17 protein-coding genes are annotated in these 19,582 nt (G+C 72.4%); 6 read left to right on the forward strand and 11 right to left on the reverse strand.

From position 1 onward, the window contains the following. Positions 1-14 precede the first annotated feature (14 nt). Positions 15-443 (forward strand): hypothetical protein, encoded by a 429-nt coding sequence (locus tag ID554_RS02980; RefSeq protein ID WP_117227494.1) that lies wholly within the window; start codon positions 15-17, stop codon positions 441-443. A gap of 54 nt (positions 444-497) precedes the next feature. Here ID554_RS02980 and ID554_RS02985 read toward each other — a convergent pair whose 3' ends face one another. From ID554_RS02985 to ID554_RS02995, 3 genes are read right to left on the reverse strand one after another with little or no spacing between them, the layout of a single operon-like run. Then, a complete protein-coding gene (locus ID554_RS02985; protein WP_199489169.1) occupies positions 498-1,745 on the reverse strand; it encodes a glycosyltransferase family 4 protein in 1,248 nt (415 codons plus the stop codon). Next, positions 1,742-2,671, reverse strand: coding sequence for an NAD-dependent epimerase/dehydratase family protein (locus tag ID554_RS02990; protein ID WP_117227496.1), 930 nt, complete (start codon positions 2,669-2,671; stop codon positions 1,742-1,744). Before ID554_RS02990 ends, ID554_RS02985 begins: the two co-directional genes overlap by 4 nt. Beyond that, positions 2,668-3,321, reverse strand: a complete 654-nt coding sequence (locus ID554_RS02995) for a sugar transferase (protein WP_223884616.1) — start codon at positions 3,319-3,321, stop codon at positions 2,668-2,670. The genes ID554_RS02990 and ID554_RS02995 overlap by 4 nt, the downstream gene beginning before the upstream one ends. Before the next feature lie 333 nt (positions 3,322-3,654). Here ID554_RS02995 and ID554_RS03000 point away from each other — a divergent pair, with 333 nt between their 5' ends. The 3 genes from ID554_RS03000 (at position 3,655) to ID554_RS03010 (ending at position 7,187) form a co-directional block, all read left to right on the forward strand. After that, complete coding sequence (locus ID554_RS03000; protein ID WP_117227498.1) at positions 3,655-4,698, forward strand: polysaccharide biosynthesis protein; 1,044 nt, start codon at positions 3,655-3,657, stop codon at positions 4,696-4,698. After that, complete coding sequence (locus ID554_RS03005) at positions 4,695-5,699, forward strand: dTDP-4-dehydrorhamnose reductase family protein (protein WP_117227499.1); 1,005 nt, start codon at positions 4,695-4,697, stop codon at positions 5,697-5,699. Before ID554_RS03000 ends, ID554_RS03005 begins: the two co-directional genes overlap by 4 nt. Positions 5,700-5,768: 69 nt before the next feature. Then, positions 5,769-7,187, forward strand: a complete 1,419-nt coding sequence (locus tag ID554_RS03010) for an O-antigen ligase family protein (protein WP_117227500.1) — start codon at positions 5,769-5,771, stop codon at positions 7,185-7,187. 37 nt (positions 7,188-7,224) lie between these two features. Here ID554_RS03010 and ID554_RS03015 read toward each other — a convergent pair whose 3' ends face one another. From ID554_RS03015 to ID554_RS03030, 4 genes are read right to left on the reverse strand one after another with little or no spacing between them, the layout of a single operon-like run. Then, positions 7,225-8,472 carry a glycosyltransferase gene (locus ID554_RS03015; RefSeq protein ID WP_117227501.1) on the reverse strand — a complete coding sequence of 416 codons (1,248 nt, stop codon included), beginning with the start codon at positions 8,470-8,472 and terminating at the stop codon, positions 7,225-7,227. A 5-nt stretch (positions 8,473-8,477) separates the two neighbouring features. After that, complete coding sequence (locus ID554_RS03020; protein WP_147333428.1) at positions 8,478-9,695, reverse strand: glycosyltransferase family 4 protein; 1,218 nt, start codon at positions 9,693-9,695, stop codon at positions 8,478-8,480. Continuing rightward, positions 9,676-11,106: a lipopolysaccharide biosynthesis protein gene (locus ID554_RS03025; RefSeq protein ID WP_147333429.1), complete on the reverse strand. Its 1,431-nt coding sequence runs from the start codon at positions 11,104-11,106 to the stop codon at positions 9,676-9,678. Before ID554_RS03025 ends, ID554_RS03020 begins: the two co-directional genes overlap by 20 nt. Next, entirely contained in the window at positions 11,103-12,053 is a 951-nt protein-coding gene (locus ID554_RS03030; RefSeq protein ID WP_117227504.1) for an NAD-dependent epimerase/dehydratase family protein, read from the reverse strand. The genes ID554_RS03025 and ID554_RS03030 overlap by 4 nt, the downstream gene beginning before the upstream one ends. 172 nt (positions 12,054-12,225) lie before the next feature. Between ID554_RS03030 and ID554_RS03035 the strand changes: the two genes are divergently transcribed. Continuing rightward, positions 12,226-14,250, forward strand: coding sequence for a hypothetical protein (locus tag ID554_RS03035; protein WP_147333430.1), 2,025 nt, complete (start codon positions 12,226-12,228; stop codon positions 14,248-14,250). Positions 14,251-14,260: 10 nt separating this feature from the next. On the opposite strand, the gene ID554_RS03040 is transcribed toward ID554_RS03035, so the two are convergent. Then, the gene (locus tag ID554_RS03040) at positions 14,261-14,800 is read right to left on the reverse strand and encodes an acyltransferase (RefSeq protein ID WP_117227506.1); all 540 of its coding nucleotides are present in this window, start codon (positions 14,798-14,800) and stop codon (positions 14,261-14,263) included. Between the two features lie 106 nt (positions 14,801-14,906). After that, positions 14,907-16,130 (reverse strand): glycosyltransferase, encoded by a 1,224-nt coding sequence (locus tag ID554_RS03045; protein ID WP_117227507.1) that lies wholly within the window; start codon positions 16,128-16,130, stop codon positions 14,907-14,909. Between the two features lie 175 nt (positions 16,131-16,305). Between ID554_RS03045 and ID554_RS03050 the strand changes: the two genes are divergently transcribed. Then, on the forward strand, positions 16,306-17,034 hold the full coding sequence (locus ID554_RS03050; protein WP_117227508.1) for an acetyltransferase: 729 nt from the start codon (positions 16,306-16,308) through the stop codon (positions 17,032-17,034). Here the strand turns inward: ID554_RS03050 and wecB are convergent. Together wecB and ID554_RS03060 are read right to left on the reverse strand one after the other, a co-directional pair. After that, positions 16,963-18,087, reverse strand: a complete 1,125-nt coding sequence (wecB, locus tag ID554_RS03055; RefSeq protein WP_117227509.1) for a non-hydrolyzing UDP-N-acetylglucosamine 2-epimerase — start codon at positions 18,085-18,087, stop codon at positions 16,963-16,965. The two genes, ID554_RS03050 and wecB, sit on opposite strands and share 72 nt — an antisense overlap. Positions 18,088-18,158: 71 nt before the next feature. Beyond that, positions 18,159-19,400 (reverse strand): glycosyltransferase, encoded by a 1,242-nt coding sequence (locus tag ID554_RS03060; protein WP_147333431.1) that lies wholly within the window; start codon positions 19,398-19,400, stop codon positions 18,159-18,161. Positions 19,401-19,582: the final 182 nt, after the last annotated feature.

Consider the following 19,582-nt stretch of genomic DNA (forward strand, 5'->3'; position numbering starts at 1 on the left):
GTACGGTGAGCGCCATGGCGGGCGACGACGACTGGCGGGAGCAGCGGCGGCGGGCGGTGCACGCGCACGCCGAGGCGGACTCCCGGGCCCGGGCCGTGGAGCAGGCCGCGGCGGCGGAGCTGGTGACCCGCTTCGCCGCCGACGCGACGGCGCGCGGGCTGCGTACCGAGCGGCTGCGGGTGACGTCGTACGACGGGCGGCACCGCTACCGCACCGGCCTGACCGGCTGGTACGTCGACCGGGCGCGATCCCGGGCGGTGGACACCCGGGGAGACTTCTATCTGCTGACCGTGCCGAACAGCGTGCGTGCGCTGCTGTTCGGCGCGGTCTGCCCGCCGGTGCCGCCGCCACTGGTGGTCGGCCGGGGCGGCCGCGACGGCGAGTCGCTGCCCCTGGCGGAGCTGATCGACCGGCGCCTCGCCGCCGGTGACGACTGGCCCTGACCACCCGATGCCGGTCCGACCGTCGCAGCCGGGCCGCTCCGCGCCGGTCGGCCGTCACCGCCGGTGGCCGTCGACCACCTCGGACAGCGCCTGTTCCACCCGCTCGGCACCGGCGGCCACCGAGAAGACCCGCTGGTAGTGCAGCCGACCGGCCTGCCCGAGCAGGTCGAGCTTCTCCCGGCCCAGCTCGCAGAGTTCCCGCAACGCGGCGGCGATCGAGTCGGGGTCACCCGGCCGGGCGGTGATCCCGGCCCCGCTGTCGTGCGCCACGTCGGCGGCGTCCCCCTCGGCGGCCACCAGCAGGGCCCGTCCGGCGGCCAGCGTGGCCTGCACCTTGCTCGGCATGGTGTACGCCGACATGCCGCCCGGCCGCAGGCTCACGTAGTGCACGTCGCCGGCGACCATCAGCGCGGGCATCCGTTCCCGGGGCAGTTGCCCGAGGAACCGCACGTTCGCCGCGCCGACCTCCACGGCCCGCCGGCGCAGCCGCTCCTCGGTGGTGCCGGAGCCGGCGATCACGCACACCAGCCGAGGGTCGGCCACCCGGGCGCAGGCGTCGACCAGCGAGTCGAGCCCCTGCGCCTCACCGAGCGCACCGGCGTACACCAGGACCACCTGGTCGGGTCGCAGGCCCAGGTCCGCGCGCAGGTCACCGCCCCGGGCCCGGGGCGTCTCGTCCGCCCACATCGGGATGTGCACCAGCTTCTCCCGGGGTACGCCCCGGCCGGCGAGCAGGTCGACGGCGCCGGGCGAGACGCAGGCGACGCGGGCGGCGCTGTGGTACATCGCGCCGCACCAGCCGCCCATGCCCCGCTCGACGGTCCGGGACAGCCGGCCGGTGCCGAGGAAGCCGCTCGCCACCACGCTGTCCGGCCAGAGGTCGAGGACGTGCAGCAGCACCGGCACCCGGTGGGCGTACCGGGCGAACCACATCGGCAGGGCGACGCTGATCGGCGAGTTACCCACCCAGAGCGCGTCCAGGCCGCGCAGCGCCGGCGTGCCGGAGACCAGCGCGGAGACGGCGAAGGAGCCGTAGTTGGCCACCCGGCGCAGCGCGGAACGGTCGTGGCTGGGATACAGGGCGACCCGCCGGATCCGGGTCGCCCCGACGGTCTCGTCGCGGCGGCGGGCCATCCGGTAGCCGGGGCTCAGCCGCCCGGTCGGATAGTTGGGGAACCCGGTGAGCACCTGCACCTCGTGCCCCCGCCCGGCGAGGGCGGTGGCCAGCATCCCGGGCAGGGCGGCCGGGCCGGGCTCCGGGTCGAACCATTGCGTGAGCAGGCCGATCCGCATCCGCCTCATCCCGTCTCCAGTGGGGCCAACGGGCGTACCGGCGGCGCGGCACCGTCGGCGCGCCACAGCGCGGTCAGCGACTCGCGCAGGTCGTACGCGGGCGCCCAGCCGAGCACCCGCCCGGCACAGGCGGTGTCCGCGCACATCCACGGCACGGTGGCGGAGCGCCCGGCGTCGGCGGTGAAGCCGCCGTCCCGGATGCCGCCGCTGAATTCGGCCACCTCGGCCAGCAGCCGGACGGCATCGCGGAGGGCCACCGCCCGGCCGCTGCCGACGTTGACGACGCGGTCGGCCGTGGACGCGCTGCGCGCCGCCGCCAGGACCGCCGCCGCCACGTCCCGCACGTCGACGAAGTCGCGGTACGTGTCGTGCAGCCCCACCGAGATCCCGTCGTCCCCGGCGGCCCACGCCGACCTGATCAGCGCGGTGACCCGACCGAGCACGTTGCCCGGTGGCATGCCCGGCCCGACCGGGTTGAAGACGCGCAGCACGACCGTGTCGACCCGGCCCGCCGCGCCGGCCAGTTCCGCCAGCCGGGTGGCGGTCAGGTGGCTGAGCCCGTACTCGCTCACCGGCGCGCACGGGTGGTCCTCGGGCACCGCGAGGCCGTACGGCACGGCGCCGTACTCGGCGGCCGACCCGATCCGGACCAGCCGGGCCGCCGGTACGGCCTCGGCCATCGCCTCGATGAGCTTGGCGGTGGCCAGCACGTGCGCGCGGACGAAGTCGTACCCGGAGCCGACGATGCGGCCGGCCGCAGCCACCACCACGTCGGGCCGTTCCCGGGCGAGCAACGCGATCAGCGCCGGCAGGTCGATGCGGACCAGGTCGCAGGCCACCCGGTCGGGCGACCGGACGTCGGTGTGGGCGGCCAGCACAGCCCGGACGTGCCGCCCCAGGAACCCACCGGCGCCCAGCAGCAGGACCCGGTTCATCGGCGGTACGCGGGATCCGGTTCGCCGGCCGGTGACTGCGCGGGTGGATTGCCGGTGAACTCGTGCCAGGTGGCCGCTCCCGGCGCGGAGATCCCCTGGCGGCTGACCACCACCCAGACGGTGGCCAGCAGGATCCTCAGGTCCAGCAGGAAGGACCGGCGGTCGACGTACTCGACGTCGTGGGCGAACTTGGCGTGCCACTCCAGCGCGTTGCGGCCACGGACCTGCGCGAGCCCGGTGATGCCGGGCCGTACGTCGTGCCGGCGGGCCTGTTCCGGACTGTAGAGGTCGAGGTACTGGACCAGGTGCGGGCGGGGACCGACGACACTCATCTCGCCCCGCAGCACGTTCCAGAACTCCGGCAGTTCGTCCAGGCTGCTGGCCCGCAGCCAACGGCCGATCGGGGTCAGTCGTTCCGCGTCGGTCACCAGTCCCCGGTCCGGGTCGGGGTGGCGCATGGTCCGGAACTTGACCATCTCGAACAACTCGCCGTGCAGGCCGGGTCGCTTGTGTCGGAACAGCACCGGACGGCCGTGCGCGACCAGCACCACGAGGGCCACCAGGGCCATCAGCGGTGCGCCCACGATCAGGACGAGGAGGGCGCCCAGGACGTCGAGGAGCCGCTTCCACCGATCGTACGGTCGCCGGATGACGGGATCCTCGGCGAATTCGTGCCGACTCCCCGCCCCGCCGGGAGCCCCGGCACGCGTGGACGTCGCATGGAGAGCAACTTTTGGCATGCGATACGCATATCATTTCTCGGCGCACCGGATCGCGCTTTCACATTTCGTGGCGCGCGCCATTCGGACAGGGCCAAAGAATGAATCGCGCTCACCTGCGACCCGGCACCCTCAATCCGAATGAAACTCTCTTTCTAATTCAGGAAAGCCGACCCCGGCCGGTTTGTGAATCGGTATGGTCGCCGGTGGACGCTGTCCCGATATCACCGCCCGACATTCGACAGGAAACAGGCAGGGGGAGATGTGGTTTCCTCGCTTTCCGGCAGGCGCTATCTGATTACCGGTGGCACCGGGTCGTTCGGCCAGACGATGGTGTCCCGGCTGCTCGACGCCGGCGCCACCGAGGTGCGGGTCCTCAGCCGCGACGAATCCAAGCAGGACGCGATGCGGCACCGCCTGCGTGACGACCGGGTCCGGTACTACGTGGGGGACGTCCGCGACTACGACAGCGTGCTCAAGGCCGCCCGGGGCATGGAGTTCGTCTTCCACGCCGCCGCCCTCAAGCAGGTGCCGTCCTGCGAGTTCTTCCCGCTGGAGGCGGTCCGCACGAACGTGCTCGGCAGCGCGAACGTCGTCGACGCCTGCGAGCGGGTCGGCGTCGAGACGCTGGTGCTGCTCAGCACCGACAAGGCCGTCTACCCGGTGAACGCGATGGGGATGACCAAGGCCCTGATGGAGAAGGTGGCGCAGGCGCACGCCCGGAACAACCCGCAGGCCCGCACCCGGGTCTGTTGCGTGCGGTACGGCAACGTCATGTACTCGCGCGGCTCGGTCATCCCGCTGTTCATCGAGCAGATCCGCCGAGGTGCGCTGCCGACCGTCACCGAACCGTCGATGACCCGATTCCTGATGTCGCTGGCGCAGTCGGTCGACCTGGTCGAGCACGCGTTCCGCGACGGGCAGCCGGGTGACGTGTTCATCCGCAAGGCCGACGCCTGCACCATCGGCGACCTGGCCACCGCCCTGTGCAACCTGTTCGGGGTGCCCGCCAAGGTCGACGTGCTCGGCATCCGGCACGGAGAGAAGCTGTACGAGACCCTGGCCAGCCGCGAGGAACTCGCCCACGCCGTGGACCTGGGCGACTTCCTCCGGGTGCCGGTGGACAGCCGCGACCTCAACTACGCCCTCTACTTCGAGGAGGGCAACGTCGAGCGGGGAGCGCTCGCCGACTTCCACTCGCACAACGCCCGCCGGCTTTCCGTACCGGAGATCGAGTCGCTGTTGCGGACTCTGCCCGAGGTACGGGCGCAGCTCAATGCCGCGGCGGCCACCGCCGTGCCCGCATGAACGAGCGGCACGGCACCGACCCGGGCGCGGGCGGCGGCGGGACGGAACGGGTGCCCCGGCGGCGTGACCAGGCCGACGCTGCGGCGCGTCCGGCCGCACGGCGGGTGCTCGTCCTCGGCGTCACCGGCATGCTCGGTCACGCCGTCCTGCGCGACCTGAGCGAGGACCCCGACCTGGACGTGCACGGTCTGGCCCGGCGCGTCGACGACCACGCGGGGTGGTTCCCGGCGCACCTGCGCGACCGGATCACCCCGGGCGTCGACGCCACCCGGTTCGCCGACGTCCGCCGGCTCCTCGACACGCTCCACCCGGACGTGGTGATCAACTGCGTGGGCGTCATCAAGCAGCGGCCGGACGTGCAGGAGGCGGTGCCGACCGTCACCCTCAACGCACTCCTGCCCCACCTGCTCGCCGACGCCTGTGCCGACCTCGGCAGCCGGGTGGTGCACGTGAGCACAGACTGTGTCTTCTCCGGTCGACGGGGCGGCTACACCGAGGAGGACCTGCCCGATCCCCCCGACCTGTACGGGCGGTCCAAGTTGCTCGGCGAGGCGACCGGACCGTCGGCGCTCACCCTGCGTACCTCGATCATCGGGCACGAGCTGGCCACGCACCGATCCCTGGTGGACTGGTTCCTCGCCCAACGGGGCCAGGTACGCGGTTTCACCCGGGCCATCTACACCGGCGTGACGACCGTCGAGTTCGCCCGGCTGCTGCGCACGGTGGTGTTGCCCCGCGAGGACCTGACCGGGCTCTACCACGTCGCGGCCGAACCGATCTCCAAGCACGACCTCCTGCGGCTGGTCGCCGAGGTGTACGGGTGGCCGGGCGAACTGGTGCCCGACGACGGGTTCGTCTGCGACCGCTCGATGCGGGCCGACGCGCTCACCCGGGCCACCGGCTACCGGCCGCCGGGCTGGCCGGAGATGGTCCGCGCCATGCACGCCGCCCGGGCCCGCTGGTCCGACGCGTCGACGGACCGGCCGGGCGTCCGGGTCTGACGGCGGACGAGAACGACCCGCCGGCCCGCGAGGTGCGCGGGTCGGACGCGAATCGAAGGACACCAGGTGATGAACCGTTTGGGCGAGTGGGGCGTCGTCGCGGGGGCGGCGGGGCTGGTCGTGGTCACGACCCTCGTCGCGGTCGACGCTCCGCTGGCCGCGATCGGGTTGACCCTGCTGCTCCTGCTGGTCGCCCTGGTCCGTCGGATGGACGGCTGGCGGTGGCTGCTGGGCCTGACCACGGCACTGCTGGTCTGCGCCTCGTCGGACATCCCCGCCCTGGTCGAACTGAGCTTTTATCCGCGCTACACCGCGGTCGCCGGCCTGGTGGTGTGGGAGCTGTGCCGACCGGTACGGGCCCCGGTCCGGCTCGCCCCGTGGACCGGCGTCCTCGTCGTCGCGCTCTGGTCGGTCGCCGGGCTCGCCACGCTCAGCACCGTCTGGTCGGTGGTCCCGATGGAGACCTTCCAGCGTGGTGTGGCCCTGGTGCTGTTGGCCGCCCTGGTGCACGTGCTGGTCCGGCGGCGGTGGTCCGAGCACGGGGTGATGCTGGGCGACCTGCGTACGGTGTACCTGGTCCTCAGCCTGTCCGCCCTGGTCAGCCTCGGATACGGGTTCACCGGCGGCATGCTGACCGCCACGCTGGCCAGCAGCGAGCGGTTCCAGGGGATCTACAACAACCCGAACATGCTCGCCATCGTGTGCGCCCTGGCCGTCCCCCTGGGCTGGGCCGTGTACCAGCAGTTCCGCCGGCTCGCGCTGCTGCTCGGCGTGGTGCCGGTCGGCATCTGCCTGCTGCTGTCGCAGTCGCGGACCGGGATCGTCGCCGTGCTCGTCGGCGCCGCCTGGGTTCTGCTGCGGCACGGGTTCAGACCGGTCGTGCGCCTGGCCTCGGCGGTGACCGCGACGCTGTTGGTGGCCCACCTGGTTAACCTGCTGCCGGTCGTCTTCTCGGCGCCGTGGATGCAGCGGATCGTGCGGCGCTTCACCGATCCGGAGGGGGCCGACCTGTCCAACGGCCGCACCGAGATGTGGCAGGCCACCGTCGACCTGTGGTGGCAGAACCGGCCCACGCTGGGCTTCGGGTACGCGTCCCGCAACCACCTGTTCGAACTCGCCAGTCTGGACGAGTTCTTCGGTGCGAGCGTCAGCGTGGTGCACAACAGCTACCTGCAACTGTTGCTGGAGTTGGGGCTCACCGCCGTCGCCCCGCTGGTGGCGTTGCTGCTGGCCGCCGGGCACGGCGCGCTCCGCGCACCGGTGCGCGGCGCCAACTCGGGCCTGGTGTGGCTCGTGGTCAGCGGTTTGCTGATCCAGTTGACCGAGTCCGCCATCTTCGGCACGGGTCAGCCGTACCCGTACGTGTTCTGGCTCGCGGTCGCCGCCCTGCTGCACCGGCCCACCGCCGACCCGGACGGGGAACGCGGCGGGAGCGACCACGGGCGGACGGACCGGCGACCGCGCCACCGTGCCGTGGTGCCCGGCTGAATCACCGCGCCCCGCGCGAGCGGTCCGCGCCCTCGCCTCAGCGACGACCTGCGTCGGCCAGGAACGCGGTGACCCGGGCCTGCCAGGCCCGGTGGTCGAACGACTCGCGGGCCCGGGACAGGGCGGCCCGGCTCATCGCCACCCACTCCTCGTCCCGCAGCCGCAGCGCCCGCTCGATCCCCCGGCGCACGTCGTCCGGGCCGTTGCCGTCGAGCACCAGGCCCTCGGCGCCGTCGTGCACGTACGCGGCCAGGTCGCTGGTGTGATTGAGCAGCACCGGACACCCGGCGGCGAGGCTCTCCGGCACCTTGGACGGGAAGCCGTGGGCGGCGTACCCGCCGGTGGGCCGGACCAGCACCGAGAAGTGCGCGCCGCCGAGCAGCGCCAGCACGGAGTCGCGGGGCACCCGGCCGAGGAAGGTCACCTCGGCGCGGACCGCGTCCAGCAGCGCCGGATCCAGGTCCGACCGGGTGGCGGCCTGCTCGCGGGTGACGCCGGCGATGGTGAGGCTCACCCGCCGCTGGTCGGCCGGGGCGAGCCGGCTGATGCCGCGCACGATCACGTCGAGCATGTCCTTGCGGCCGGGGGTGCCGGCGTAGAGCAGCCGTAGCCCGTCGGCCAGCGACGGTGTCCGGGGCGGCCGGAACTCGTCGCAGTCCACCTGCGGCGGCACCACCAGCACGTCGAGGCCGTACCCGGTGAGGTGGTCGGCGAGCGCGCCGGTGACCGCCGTGGCGCGGTGCACCAGCCGGGTCGCCAGGAACGTGGACCAGCGGTGCCGCACGAAGTACGGGGTGAGCCAGCCGCGCGCGAACTGGTGCCGGTCGTGGCGTTCGCTGGCGTCCACCACCACGGGAGCGCGCAACGCGAGCCGCAGCACCGCCCAGTTGCCGAGGGTCATCATCGCCATCGGCAGCAGCACCACGCCGATCTCGTCGCGGTCCACGCCCAGTCGACGCAGGGCACGCAGGACGCGTACCGGTCGGGTCAGGCGGGCCGACATCCGGGTGAGCCGGTTGCCGCCCCGGATCCGCAGGGTGACCAGGTCGATGCCGGCTAGGTCGCCGACGTCGCCGGGGAAGGGCAGCTCGCAGGGCCAGTCGTTCACCACCAGGGTCCGCTCCCCCTCGGGTGCGGCGCTGCGGGCGAGTTGCCGCAGCCGGTTGGAGGTGGCGTCGCCGTGCGGGAAGGCGTACGCGCCGACGAGCAACGTCCGGGCCGGGCGTACCCGAGGCGCCGATCGGCCCCGATCGGCCCGGCCGCGTACCAGGGTCCGGTCGTTCATCGTCCTCACCGTTCCGAGCCGGCGGTCAGCCGGCTCTGCTGCGCTGTCGAATCTTTTTCTGGTCGATAGATGGCGAGGTGGGCGGCGGCTGCGGCGTCGATGGCGAAGATGCTGTCGGCGAAGCGCGCGGCGGCCGTCTCCGGCGTCGTCGCCGCGGTATACGCCGCGGCGGTCCGCACCGCCTCGGCCCAGGCCCTCGGTGGCGCGTCGGTGTCGACGACCGTCACACCGGGCAGGTGCGCCTCGATGAACCGCACCCCGGGCAGGTCGGCGGCGACGGCGCCGATGCCCAGCGCGACGGGTTCCAGCACTCCCCCGGGCAGTCCTTCCAGGCAGGAGGGGTGCACTACCACGTCGGCCTGCCGGAGCAGGTCGCCCACGTCGTCGCGGGGGCCGATCAGGTGCACCCGGTCGGCGAGGCCGGCGGCACGCGCCGCGGCGCGGACCCGCGCGTCGTCGTCCGCGTCGTCGCCGGGACCGACCAGCACCGCGTGCGCCGACACGCCCAGAGCACGCAGCTCGGCCAGGATCGGCGGCAGCAGCCAGCGCCGCTTCTCCGGCGAGGCCCGCCCGACGCTGACGCAGACGAGTGCGCCCGGTTCGGCGCCGACCAGTGCCCGCAGGTCGTCGCGGCCCGGTGCCCGCAGCCGGTCGAGGTCGAGGCCGTTGAGCACCACCCGGCAGCGCGGGTCGTCCTGCCATGCCCGGTCGTAGCCGAAGGTGAGTGCGCTGGGCGAGACGCCGAGAATGTCGGTGGCGCTGCGCTGCAGCAGACGACCGCAGAGCCGGCGGTAGACGCGCCGCCGCAGGCTCCGGCGCAGGTTGTCGTCGCCCCGGAAGTGCGCCACCCGGACGGGTACGCCCCGCAGCCGGGCCAGCGCCAGCGGTACGCCGGAGAAGTTGGCGCAGTCGACGTGCACCACGTCCGGCCGCAGCCGCCGCAGCAGCCCGATCAGGCGTGGCGCGAAGTGCGCGTCCAGGGCGATCGGGGTGACCGTGCCGCCGTGCCGGGTGACCGTCTCCGCCAGCGGGCCGGGACCGATCCGTTCGCTGAGCGTCACCAGGTGCACCTCGACACCGGCGGCGGCCAGCCGGGGCAGCAGTTCGGCGGTACGCATCTCGGTGCCGCCGAAGTTCAGTTCACCGACGATCCGCAGCACCCGGCACGTACGGGCGGGCCGGCGCGCGCCGGGCACCGCCAGGTCATCCGGAAAGGTGGGCATCTGTCCGCTCCTTCGCTCGTCGTACCGGTCGCCGGGGCCGGTCACCGGCGAGCGCCCGCCGGTAGCCCACGAACACCGCAGGCCAGATCGTCAGCACGTACGCCAGGCAGGCCGCGACCGGCAGTCCGGCGAGCCCGAACTGCCGCAGTCCCCAGACCTTGAGCCCGGCCGCCAGCACCAGGAACGACGCCCAGCCGACGAACTGCGGCCGGAGCAGGCCGACGCTGTTCTGTACCATGATCAACGGGGACGTGACAGCGACGAGGAAGGACCAGCCGGCCAGCCCGGCCAGGAGCGCGAGCGACACCTCGGCGCGGTCGATGTCGCCCACCCACAGCTCGATCAGCCGCGGGCCGAAGCCGACCAGCGCACCGCCGACCACGCCGACGATCACGCCGTAGAGGAGCACCATGCGCCGGGTGTTGCGGCGTACCCAGGCCACCTCGCCCCGGGCCAGGGCGATGCCGTTGACCGGCCAGATCGTCATGCCGACCAGCCCGACGAAGACCGACAGTACGGCGAACAGCTTCCCGACCACCGCGTAGTGGGCCGCCACCGAGGGCCCGAGCAGGTACGCGACGAGCGGGCTGTCCATGTTGAGCGCGAGCGACGACATCGTGGTGAGCGCGAAGAACTGGAGGCCGAGCCGGAGCAGGACGACGGCGGTGGTCCGGTCCACGAGGGTCGGACCGGGCCGCAGCGCGGGCTCCTGGAACCAGAAGTACGCCACCGTGTTGAGCAGGTTGGTCAGCGGCACGGCCAGCACCGCGCAGCCGATGACCACCAGCGGACTCCACCCGGCGGTGATGGCGCCGAGCACCGCGACCATCGCCACCAGCGCACCGGCCGACTGCCAGACGCTGCTGCGCACCACCTGGCCACGGGCGTACTGGATCCGTTGGATCAGCGAGAACGGGATGTTGACGGCGAAGGCTCCGAAGCAGAGCAGCACCATCGCGGACGCGTCCGAGGCGACCCGCGCGTCGGTGACGCCGAACAGTCCGGCCCAGGGCACCGTGGGCCCGACCGCCACCAGCACGGTGACCAGCACCACCGCGACCGCGCCGAGGGTGGCGAAGGCGCTGGAGATCTCCCGCGCCTGCGCCCGCACGTCGGTGACGTGGTGGCTCAGGCGGGTCAGGAGTCCGTTGCCCAGCCCCAGGTCGGCGAACCAGGCCATCCCGGTCAGCGCGGTGACCGCCATCCACAGGCCGTACCGCTGGTCGCCGAGGTAGCCGAAGCAGGCCGGGGTGACGACGAGCGGCGCGGCCAGGCCGATCCCCTTCGCCACCATCGCGGCGGCGAGGTCGACGGTGACCCGCCGGTCCCGATCGCCCGCCGCCTCCGACGTCGGGACCGGGTCCGGTGTGACCGGCCGCGCCGGTGCGACCCGACTCGCCGCCCGGTTCACCGGGTCCCGGCAGGTGCGACGCGCCCGGACATCCACTCGACGGTGTCGCGGAGGCCGTCGAGGCGGTCGACCGGGGTCACGTCCGGAAACAGCTCCCGCAGCAGGGTGTCGTCGGCCAGGGAGTGCGGCACGTCGCCGACGCGCGGGGCGGCGTACTCGCGATCGATCGACCGCCCGAGCAGGCTCTCCAGCTCGCCGACGACGTCGAGCAGGGTGGCCCGTGCCCCGAAGGCGAGGTTCACCGGGTGCGGATGCTGCACCCGGCGGCGCAGCGCGTCCAGGATGACCTGGCAGACCGTGCCGACATAGGTGAAGTCGCGGGACTGGGTGCCGTCGCCGTGCAGCACGACCGGCTCGCCGTGCAGGGCGGCGTGCACGAACCTCGGGATCACCGCCGCGTACGCGTGGTCGTGCCGCTGCCCCGGCCCGAACACGTTGAAGAACCGGAAGGCCAGCGTGGGCAGGCCGAACGACGCCTGGTACGCCAGCGCGTACGCCTCCGCGGCCAGTTTGCTCGCCGCGTAGGGACTCATCGGGCGGGTCCAGGTCAGCTCCGTCTTGGGCAGCGCGGGGTTCGTGCCGTACACCGAGGACGACGAGGCGACGACGACGTGTCCGACCTGGTGCCGACGGGCCGCCTCCAGCACCATCAGCGTGCCGGTCGCGTTCGCCTGGTGGGAGGCCATCGGGTCGCGCAGGGAGCGGGGCACGCTCGGCAGGGCGGCCAGGTGGACCACGGCCTCCCGGCCCGCCATCACCGTGTCCAGGGCGACCGGATCCAGGACGGAGCCCTCGACCAGGTCGACGCCGAGTCCGTCCAGGTTGGCGGGCAGCCCGACCGAGAGATCGTCGAGGACGGTCACCTCTTTGACGGCGGGATCGGCCGACGCGGCGCAGGCCAGATTGGCTCCGATGAAACCGGCCCCGCCGGTGACGAGAACACGCATGGACAGAACCCCCGAATGAATGTCAAACATCTGTATATCGACTCATCTGGGTCGCCGTCCCGCGTTCCGGGAATTCCGCGCCGCTGTCCGGGAACCGACCGTGTGCCGTCGACCCGGCACGACGTGCCGCACAGTGACACCATCGGTACGCGTCACGGCGGAGGTGCCGGCCATGCCCGAACTGATCGTCTACCGCTCCAACGCCCTGATGTCCGTCCGGTCGCGCTTCGACGGCACCCGGGACCTGCTGATGCCGGTGAACCTCGCCTATCCCCAGGGCATGGTCGGCATGTGGCACTCCGGTCTGCCGCAGGTCACCCTCGTCCCGTCGACGGCGACCGACACCCAGGTGTGGCCCTCCCCGTCGGCCGTGGGCACCCCGATCCACGACACCTCCGACGACAACTGCCCGATCAACACCGGCTGGTCGTACGTGGGCGGCAACCACGGCTACAACGTGGGCCACCAGATCGCCGTGACCGGCCACGGCAAGACCACCGTCGACGTGGGTTCCCGGTGGACCGACGGCATCGCAGTGTTCACGCTGCTCGCCGTCACCAACGCCGACAGCCTGCTGTTCGGCAGCCCGTACGCCGTCGTGGAGGGCATCGCCCAAGGCGTACGGGGCCGGCCGACCGCGCCGCTGAGTCACGTGGCCGGCGCGACGAACCGCACCACCGTGCCGATCACGGGACTCACGCCCGACGTGCAGATCCGGCCGGTCACCCACACCCACGTGGTGAGTGTGGAACTCGACGGCAGACCGTTGCCGGACGGTCGCCGCACCGGCCAGGAGCTGTGGATCCGGGAGTCCTACCTGATCCCCTCCTACCGGGGGATGATCGACACCGCCCGGGCGAACATCGGTACGCCGATCGCCACGATCATGTCGCGGATCCCGTCGCTGTGCCGGATCGACAACGTCTACCGCTGGAGCACGGACGGCCTGCTGGTCTCGCAGACGGTCACCGCGCTGGATCGCTTCGCCCTGAACGCCGGGGTCACGCAGTGTTCCGCGCTGACCGTGCCTACCGGCGCCAGCCGCCGGCAGTTCATGCCGAACGTGGGGGTCGCCGGCAGTCTCAACTGGTCGACCTGGGCGAAGCTCGACACGCTGACCGCCCTCACCGACATCACCCCGGCCGCGCTGCGGGAACCGCTGACACCGGCCGGCAGCATGACGCAGTGGGTCGTGGACGCCGACGGGGCGCAGAAGTGGGGCATCGCGGTCGGGCTGCTGCCGTTCGACGACGGGCGGCCGTCGACGCGTGCCCGGCACACCACGGCGAAGTGCTGGTTCGTCAGTTCCAGCCTGAAGAAGAACTACCCGCAGTTGGTGTGGGGGCGCACCCTGGAGCCCGGTGAGTCGGTGACCGGTACCGCGTACCGCCGTTATCTGGCGCCGCCCTCGACCGCCACCGAGATCGTCGTCTCCACCGGCACCCACGACGTGGTGGTGATCGAGCGGGTCGACCCGGTCGCCCAGACCCGGATGCCGGCGCCCCGGCTGTGCCACCGGAGGCTGGTCCCGGTCGGACCGACCAACCTCACGGTGCCGGACCGGGTCGCCGTCGACGGCATCCCGTACGCGGTGCCGGTCTCGCCCGGCTACGGGATGTGGCGCGCCGAGCCCGCCCCACCGACCACGCCGCAACTGCCCGGCGCCACGCTTGGCGTCGGCAGCTACTTCCTGCCCCTGGCCGGCCCAACCCGGAGCAGCACCTGCACCGACGCGTTCCAGCGGCTCCTGCTGCACCCGGTTCACCTGGCCGAGCCGACGCCGGTCGACCGGGTCTGCGTCGAGGTGACGGTGCCCGGCACCGGCGTGCTGCGCCACGGCGTGTACGCCCACGACCCGGCCACCGGACTGCCCGCGCTCCTCGGCCCGATCGCCGATTTCGGCACCGTCGGCGTGACCACCGCCGGGATCAAGGAGTCGGTGCTGGGCACGCCGGTGACGCTGCCCGGTGGCTGGCACTGGTACGCGCTCGTCTGGCAGGGCACCGACACCACCGCGCCGACGCTGCTGGCCGGGGCGGGGGGCGGGACGGCGCTGAACCTCGGCACCGACCGGGAGGCGATGTCCGGCGACCGCTACGGCTACCAGGTGACCGGCGTGACCGGCGCCCTGGGCGCGATCAGGGTCAGCGGCGTGCACCAGTTCCCGCCGCCACGCGTCGCCTACCGGCGGGCCTGACGCGAGACGCTCAGGCCGTGGTCACGCCGTAGATCCGCTTCATCGCCTCGTGCTTGGCCGGCACCGGGAGGTGGCCGATCCCCAACGACTTGGCCTGCAACCGCGCGAGGTACTCGTCGGTGGTCCGCAACGGTCGCGCCGGCACCCCGGCGGCCACGGTGTTGTCCGGGATGTCCCGGGTGACGATGGAACCCGCCCCGATCACGCAGCGGTTGCCGATGGTGACGCCTGCCAGGATCATCGACCGCATCCCGATGTAAACGTCGTCGCCGATGACGATCGGCGCGGTCCAGTCGAGGTCCGGGTGCTCCCTGCGGAGGATCAGCGTCCCGCCGTCGTGCGTGACGAACTGGACCTCGGAGGTGATGAAGACGTTGTCGCCGAGGGTGATCAGCCAGGGCTCCGAACCGAACATCGCCCTGCTGATCCCGTAGAACCGGACCCGGCCGGTCAGGTTCACCCCGAGGGAACGGGCGAACGCCTCCGGATCACGGGTGGCGGCGAGATGGTCCCGCACCCGCTGGACCAGCGTACGAACGCGACTGGACACCTGGCGTCCTCCCCTGCGAGAAGTACGCGGCGACGGGCGGGCTCGCCCGCACCGCCGGACACCTACCGCAACGATCCGGACCGGGTACGGGTGACGGTCCCGCCGGTCAGCGGCAGAACCGGCGAGCGTGCTCCAGCACGTTGAGCTCCCGGCTCTGCTCCCGCCAGATCCGGTACCGTTCGGCCGCGATCCGCTTCGCCTCGGCCCGTTCCGCGACCGACCGGTCGGCGAGCCGGTCAAGCACCGCGCTGAAGGCGGCTGCCGTCGCGGGGCGTACCACCGCTCCCCCGGCCTCGGCGATCAACTCGCTGAAGGGGGTCTCGTCGGAGCAGACCACCGGGCAGCCGGCGGCCAGGCTCTCGACGATGACGTGCCCGTAGTTCTCGCCCAGCGTCGGGAAGAGGAACGCGTCGTACCGCCCGAAGGTGGCCAGCACCTCCGCCGCCGGTAGCTCCCCTCGGTAGGTGACCCGGACGTGGGCGGGCATCGACTCGACGATCCGGCGACACCGCGCCCAGTACGGCTCGTCCTCCACCGGCCCGAAGATGTCGAACCGGATCGGCCGGGTCGCTCCGGCCACCGCTTCCAGGGCCGTGGCCAGGTTCTTCATCGGCGAGATCCGGCCGACGAAGACCAGCCGCAGCGGCCCGTCGCGGGGCTCGGCCGGCGGGGCGAGGTCCTCCGGCACGGCGCACTCGTTGCCGTTCACCATCACCTTGGCCCACGGCACGACCGCCCGGATCTGCTCCTCCTCCCGCCGGCTACAGGCCTGCCAGCTCACGTCGAGGCGGCGCAGCAGCGGAGCCCACACCGTGAGGAAGAGTCGCTTCTTGCGGGACCTGATGCCGAGGGCGGCCGGCGACAACTCGCCGCGCGGCGCGAGCAGGATCGCACCGACCCGGAGCACGCCCGAGGCGACCGCCACGATCGACACCACCGAGAACGGCGACCAGAGGCTGTTGACGTACAGCAGATCGACCGGTCGGGACCGGACGTGCCGCAGCAGCCGCGCCCAGTGCCGGGGAGCGAACGGATCGAGGTAGAAGACGGCGGAACGGTCGTCGCGGCGCAGCAGCCGCCCGGACAGCCCGGGGTAGGACACCGGTGAGCGCAGGTCACGGTCCCTGGTGATCAGGGTGACGTCGAGATCGTCCGGCAGGGTGTCCAGGATGAACCGCAGGGAGCGGATCGGTCCGCCGCCCCGGAAGCCGGGCTCGAACACACCGGCGGTCGCGACGACCCGGTAGCCGTCCGACGCGACGGCGGACCCCGGGGTCGACCGGGGTGCCCCGGCGGCGTCGGGCGGGCAGGTCCTCGCCAGCTCGTTCACTGTGGCTCCCCTTCAGGAAGCGGGTGTCGTCCCCGCAGGCGGCAGACGCACCGTCCGGGCCCCGGTTGGGCCCGAGACCGGCCCGACCCCTCGGCGCGACCGTCACCATCGACGCTTCGGGACGGTTCAGTTGGCGGAGAGCGATCGGCGTTCTCCGCAAACGAGGGAGCCACGGGTGACGACCGACGTAGTGATCGTAGGAGTCGGTGGGATGGGCCGTGAGGTGTATCGGGTAATTTGTCTACTCAACACGCCGGAGCCCGATCAGCCCCGATGGCGCGTGCTCGGGTTCGTCGACGACTACCCCACCGAGCCCGACGTCGCGCTGGTGCACCGCCTCGGGGTGCCCTTCCTCGGCTCGACCCGCCGACTGGGCGGGCTGCCGCCCAGCACGCGGGTGGCGCTCGGCGTCGGCCGGCCACGGCTGCGCCGGGAGACCGCGGAGGCCATCGCCCGGTACGGGCTGCCCGCCGCCACGGTCATCCACCCGGACGCCGAGATCGGCGCGGACTGCGTGGTCGGCGCGGGCCTGTTCGCCGCCGGTGGCGCGCGGGTGACGACGAACGTGGTCCTCGGCCGGCACGTGCACCTCAACCAAAACTGCACCGTGGGGCACGACGCCGTACTGGGCGACTACGTGTCGGTCAACCCGCTGGCCGCCGTCTCCGGCCACTGTCGCCTGGCCGACGGCGTGATGGTCGGCACCACCGCCGCCGTCCTGCCCCGACTGGCGGTCGGCCGGGACGCCGTCGTCGGGGCCGGGGCCTGTGTGACCCGCGACGTCCCGGCCGGTGTCGTGGTCACCGGGGTGCCGGCCCGGCCGACGCCGCCCTCAGTGCCGGATGCCCGCCCAGTCGTGATGGCGGCGCACGGTCGACAGGATGAAGTCGACCACCCGGCGTGACGTGTCCGGGACCTGGTAGTCGAGCGGGCACCCGGCGACACCGGCGTCCGCCTGCGCCACGACGACGCGTACCGCCTCCACCACCCCGGCCGGGTCCAGGCCGGTCATCACGATCGACCCGGTGTCCAGCGCCTCCGGGCGCTCGATGGACTCGCGCAGGGTCACCGCCGGGAAGCCGAGGATCGCCGACTCCTCACTGACCGTGCCGCTGTCGGACAGCGTGCACCGGGCGTGGCGTTGCAGGGTGACGTAGTCGAAGAAGCCGAACGGCTCGTGGAAGGCGATGGCCTCCAGGCGCGTCCCGTCCACGGCGAGGGACTCCAGCCGCTTGCGGGTCCGCGGGTGGGTGGAGACCAGCAACGGCAGCCCCCACTCGTCGCGGACCGCGCAGAGGCAGTCCAGCAACCGGCGGAGACGGTCCGGGTGGTCGACGTTCTCCTCCCGGTGGGCGCTGGCCACGAAGTAGCCGCCGGGTTCCAGGTCGAGTCGCGCCAGCACGGTGGACGCGTCGATCTGCGGCCGGTAGTGATCGAGCACCTCACGCATGGGCGAGCCGGTGTGCAGGATCCGCCGGGGGTGCAGGCCCTCGGCGAGCAGGTTGCGCCGGGCGTGCTCGGAGTAGACCAGGTTGAAGTCGGCCACGTGGTCGACCATCCGCCGGTTGGTCTCCTCCGGCACGTTCAGGTCGAAACAGCGGTTGCCGGCCTCCATGTGGTACACCGGCACCTTCATCCGCCGGGCCATCAGGGCCGAGATCGCGCTGTTGGTGTCACCGAGCACCAGCAGCGCGTCCGGACGCGACTCGGCGATCGCGGTCTCGGTGCCGACCAGGACCGCGCCGAGCAGGCTGCCGAGCGAGCTGGTGTCCGCCCGCAGGAACCGGTCCGGCGACCGGACGCCCAGCTCGGTGAAGAAGATGTCGGACAGGGCCGGGTCCCAGTTCTGTCCCGTGTGCACCAACGTGTGCTCCACGGTCCGGTCCAGCGCGTCGATCACCCGGGCCAACCGGATGATCTCCGGCCTGGTCCCGACAACTGTCATCACCCGGGTCACGGGGCATCTCCTCACAGCCAGCGGACAGCGGTTTCTGGTGGACCGTGCGGTGGGCGGCGCGGCCCACCGCTTTAGGGGTTACGCCCCTGCGGAGGGACCCGGTACGCCGGGTCGCGGATCACCCGCCGCGCCTGGTCGAGCACGCTGACCCGGGTCAGGCTCGCCCACCAGCGGCGGTACGCCTCCCCAGCGGCCACCCGGGCCGCCTGCCGCTGCTCCGGCGCGGCCGTGGCGACCTGCGTGACCAGGACGCCCAGGGCCGACGGGGTCAGTTCGGTCAGCACCATCCCGCCACCGTCGCGCAGCACCGGGGTCCAGGGGGTGCGGTCGGAGCAGACCACCGGGCAGTACGCCGACAGGCTCTCGGCGATGGCGTTGCCGAAGTTCTCGCCCCGGGTCGGCAGCACGAACGCCTCGTACCGGGAGAAGGTCTCGCGTACCTGGTCGGGGTGCAGTTCCCCGCGGTAGTTCACGGTGACCGAGTCGGGCAGGGCCGCGATCAGGTCCTGGCACCGCCGCCAGTACCCCGCATCCTCCAGCGGACCGTAGATGTCCAGCCGGACCGGCACCGGGACGTGGGCGAGCGCGCCGAGCACCAGGTCGAGATTCTTCATCGGGGATATCCGTCCGATGAAGACCAGCCGCGCCTGCGCGGTCGGCGGCAGCGCCACCGGCGCCTGCTCCGGCTCCGGACCGCTGGCGACGGCGACCACCGCGATCCGGGCCCGGGGCAGCACCCGCCGGATGTCGGCGGCCTCGGCCGGGGTGGTGGCGTGCCACAGCACGCGGGGCTGCCCGAGCACCCACCGCCAGCCGGCCAGGAAGATCCGCTTACGCAGGCCGTGCAGCCGTAGTGCGGCCGACCCGAACTCGCCCCGGGGGGCCACCAGGACCCGATCCACCCGTAGCAGGCCGAGCCGTGCCGCGACGATGGGCAGGATCGAGAAGGTCGACCAGACGCTGTTCACGTAGAGCAGGTCGAACCGGACCGCGCGAAGGGCCCGCCAGAGCTGCCGCCAGTGCGCCGGACGGCGTACTCCGAGATAGAAGATGTCCGTCCGACCGAAGCGCCCCCAGCGGCCGGAGAGACCGGGATAGGGATCACGGGAACCGAGGTCGTGGTCGCGGGTCAACATCGTCGTCTCGATGTCGGCGCTGGCGTTGGCGAGCACGTCGGAGATCGAGCGTACGGGGCCACCGGCCCGCCAACCGGGAACGAAGTACTCCGCCGTGACGAGAACGCGGAAATGCTTCTCATTGAATTCCGAGAGTCCTTCTCGAACATTCGACACGGGGGTGGTGTCGTTGACCATCTTGAGCTCCTCGCTGGCGCGCACAGCACTGCTCGGCCCAACGATCGAACGTCTCTGCGGTGACTGCCGGACGCGACAGGCGACACCTTCCGAACAGTATGCGCAAAGACGGAATCAGGGACACCGAAAACCGCTATAAAAGCCAGGCGACATACACCGTCGATACAGCGCTAGGGGACTTA

Source organism: Micromonospora craniellae (assembly GCF_014764405.1).
GTDB classification, from domain to species: Bacteria; Actinomycetota; Actinomycetes; order Mycobacteriales; family Micromonosporaceae; genus Micromonospora; species Micromonospora craniellae.

Bases quoted from the DNA above. Each gene is read 5' to 3' on its own strand.
- ID554_RS02980 (WP_117227494.1), top strand. From the start codon at position 15: ATGGCGGGCGACGACGACTGGCGGGAGCAGCGGCGGCGGGCGGTGCAC.
- ID554_RS02985 (WP_199489169.1), bottom strand. From the start codon at position 1,745: ATGAGGCGGATGCGGATCGGCCTGCTCACGCAATGGTTCGACCCGGAG.
- ID554_RS02990 (WP_117227496.1), bottom strand. From the start codon at position 2,671: ATGAACCGGGTCCTGCTGCTGGGCGCCGGTGGGTTCCTGGGGCGGCAC.
- ID554_RS03005 (WP_117227499.1), top strand. From the start codon at position 4,695: ATGAACGAGCGGCACGGCACCGACCCGGGCGCGGGCGGCGGCGGGACG.
- ID554_RS03010 (WP_117227500.1), top strand. From the start codon at position 5,769: ATGAACCGTTTGGGCGAGTGGGGCGTCGTCGCGGGGGCGGCGGGGCTG.
- ID554_RS03015 (WP_117227501.1), bottom strand. From the start codon at position 8,472: ATGAACGACCGGACCCTGGTACGCGGCCGGGCCGATCGGGGCCGATCG.
- ID554_RS03020 (WP_147333428.1), bottom strand. From the start codon at position 9,695: ATGCCCACCTTTCCGGATGACCTGGCGGTGCCCGGCGCGCGCCGGCCC.
- ID554_RS03030 (WP_117227504.1), bottom strand. From the start codon at position 12,053: ATGCGTGTTCTCGTCACCGGCGGGGCCGGTTTCATCGGAGCCAATCTG.
- ID554_RS03035 (WP_147333430.1), top strand. From the start codon at position 12,226: ATGCCCGAACTGATCGTCTACCGCTCCAACGCCCTGATGTCCGTCCGG.
- ID554_RS03060 (WP_147333431.1), bottom strand. From the start codon at position 19,400: ATGGTCAACGACACCACCCCCGTGTCGAATGTTCGAGAAGGACTCTCG.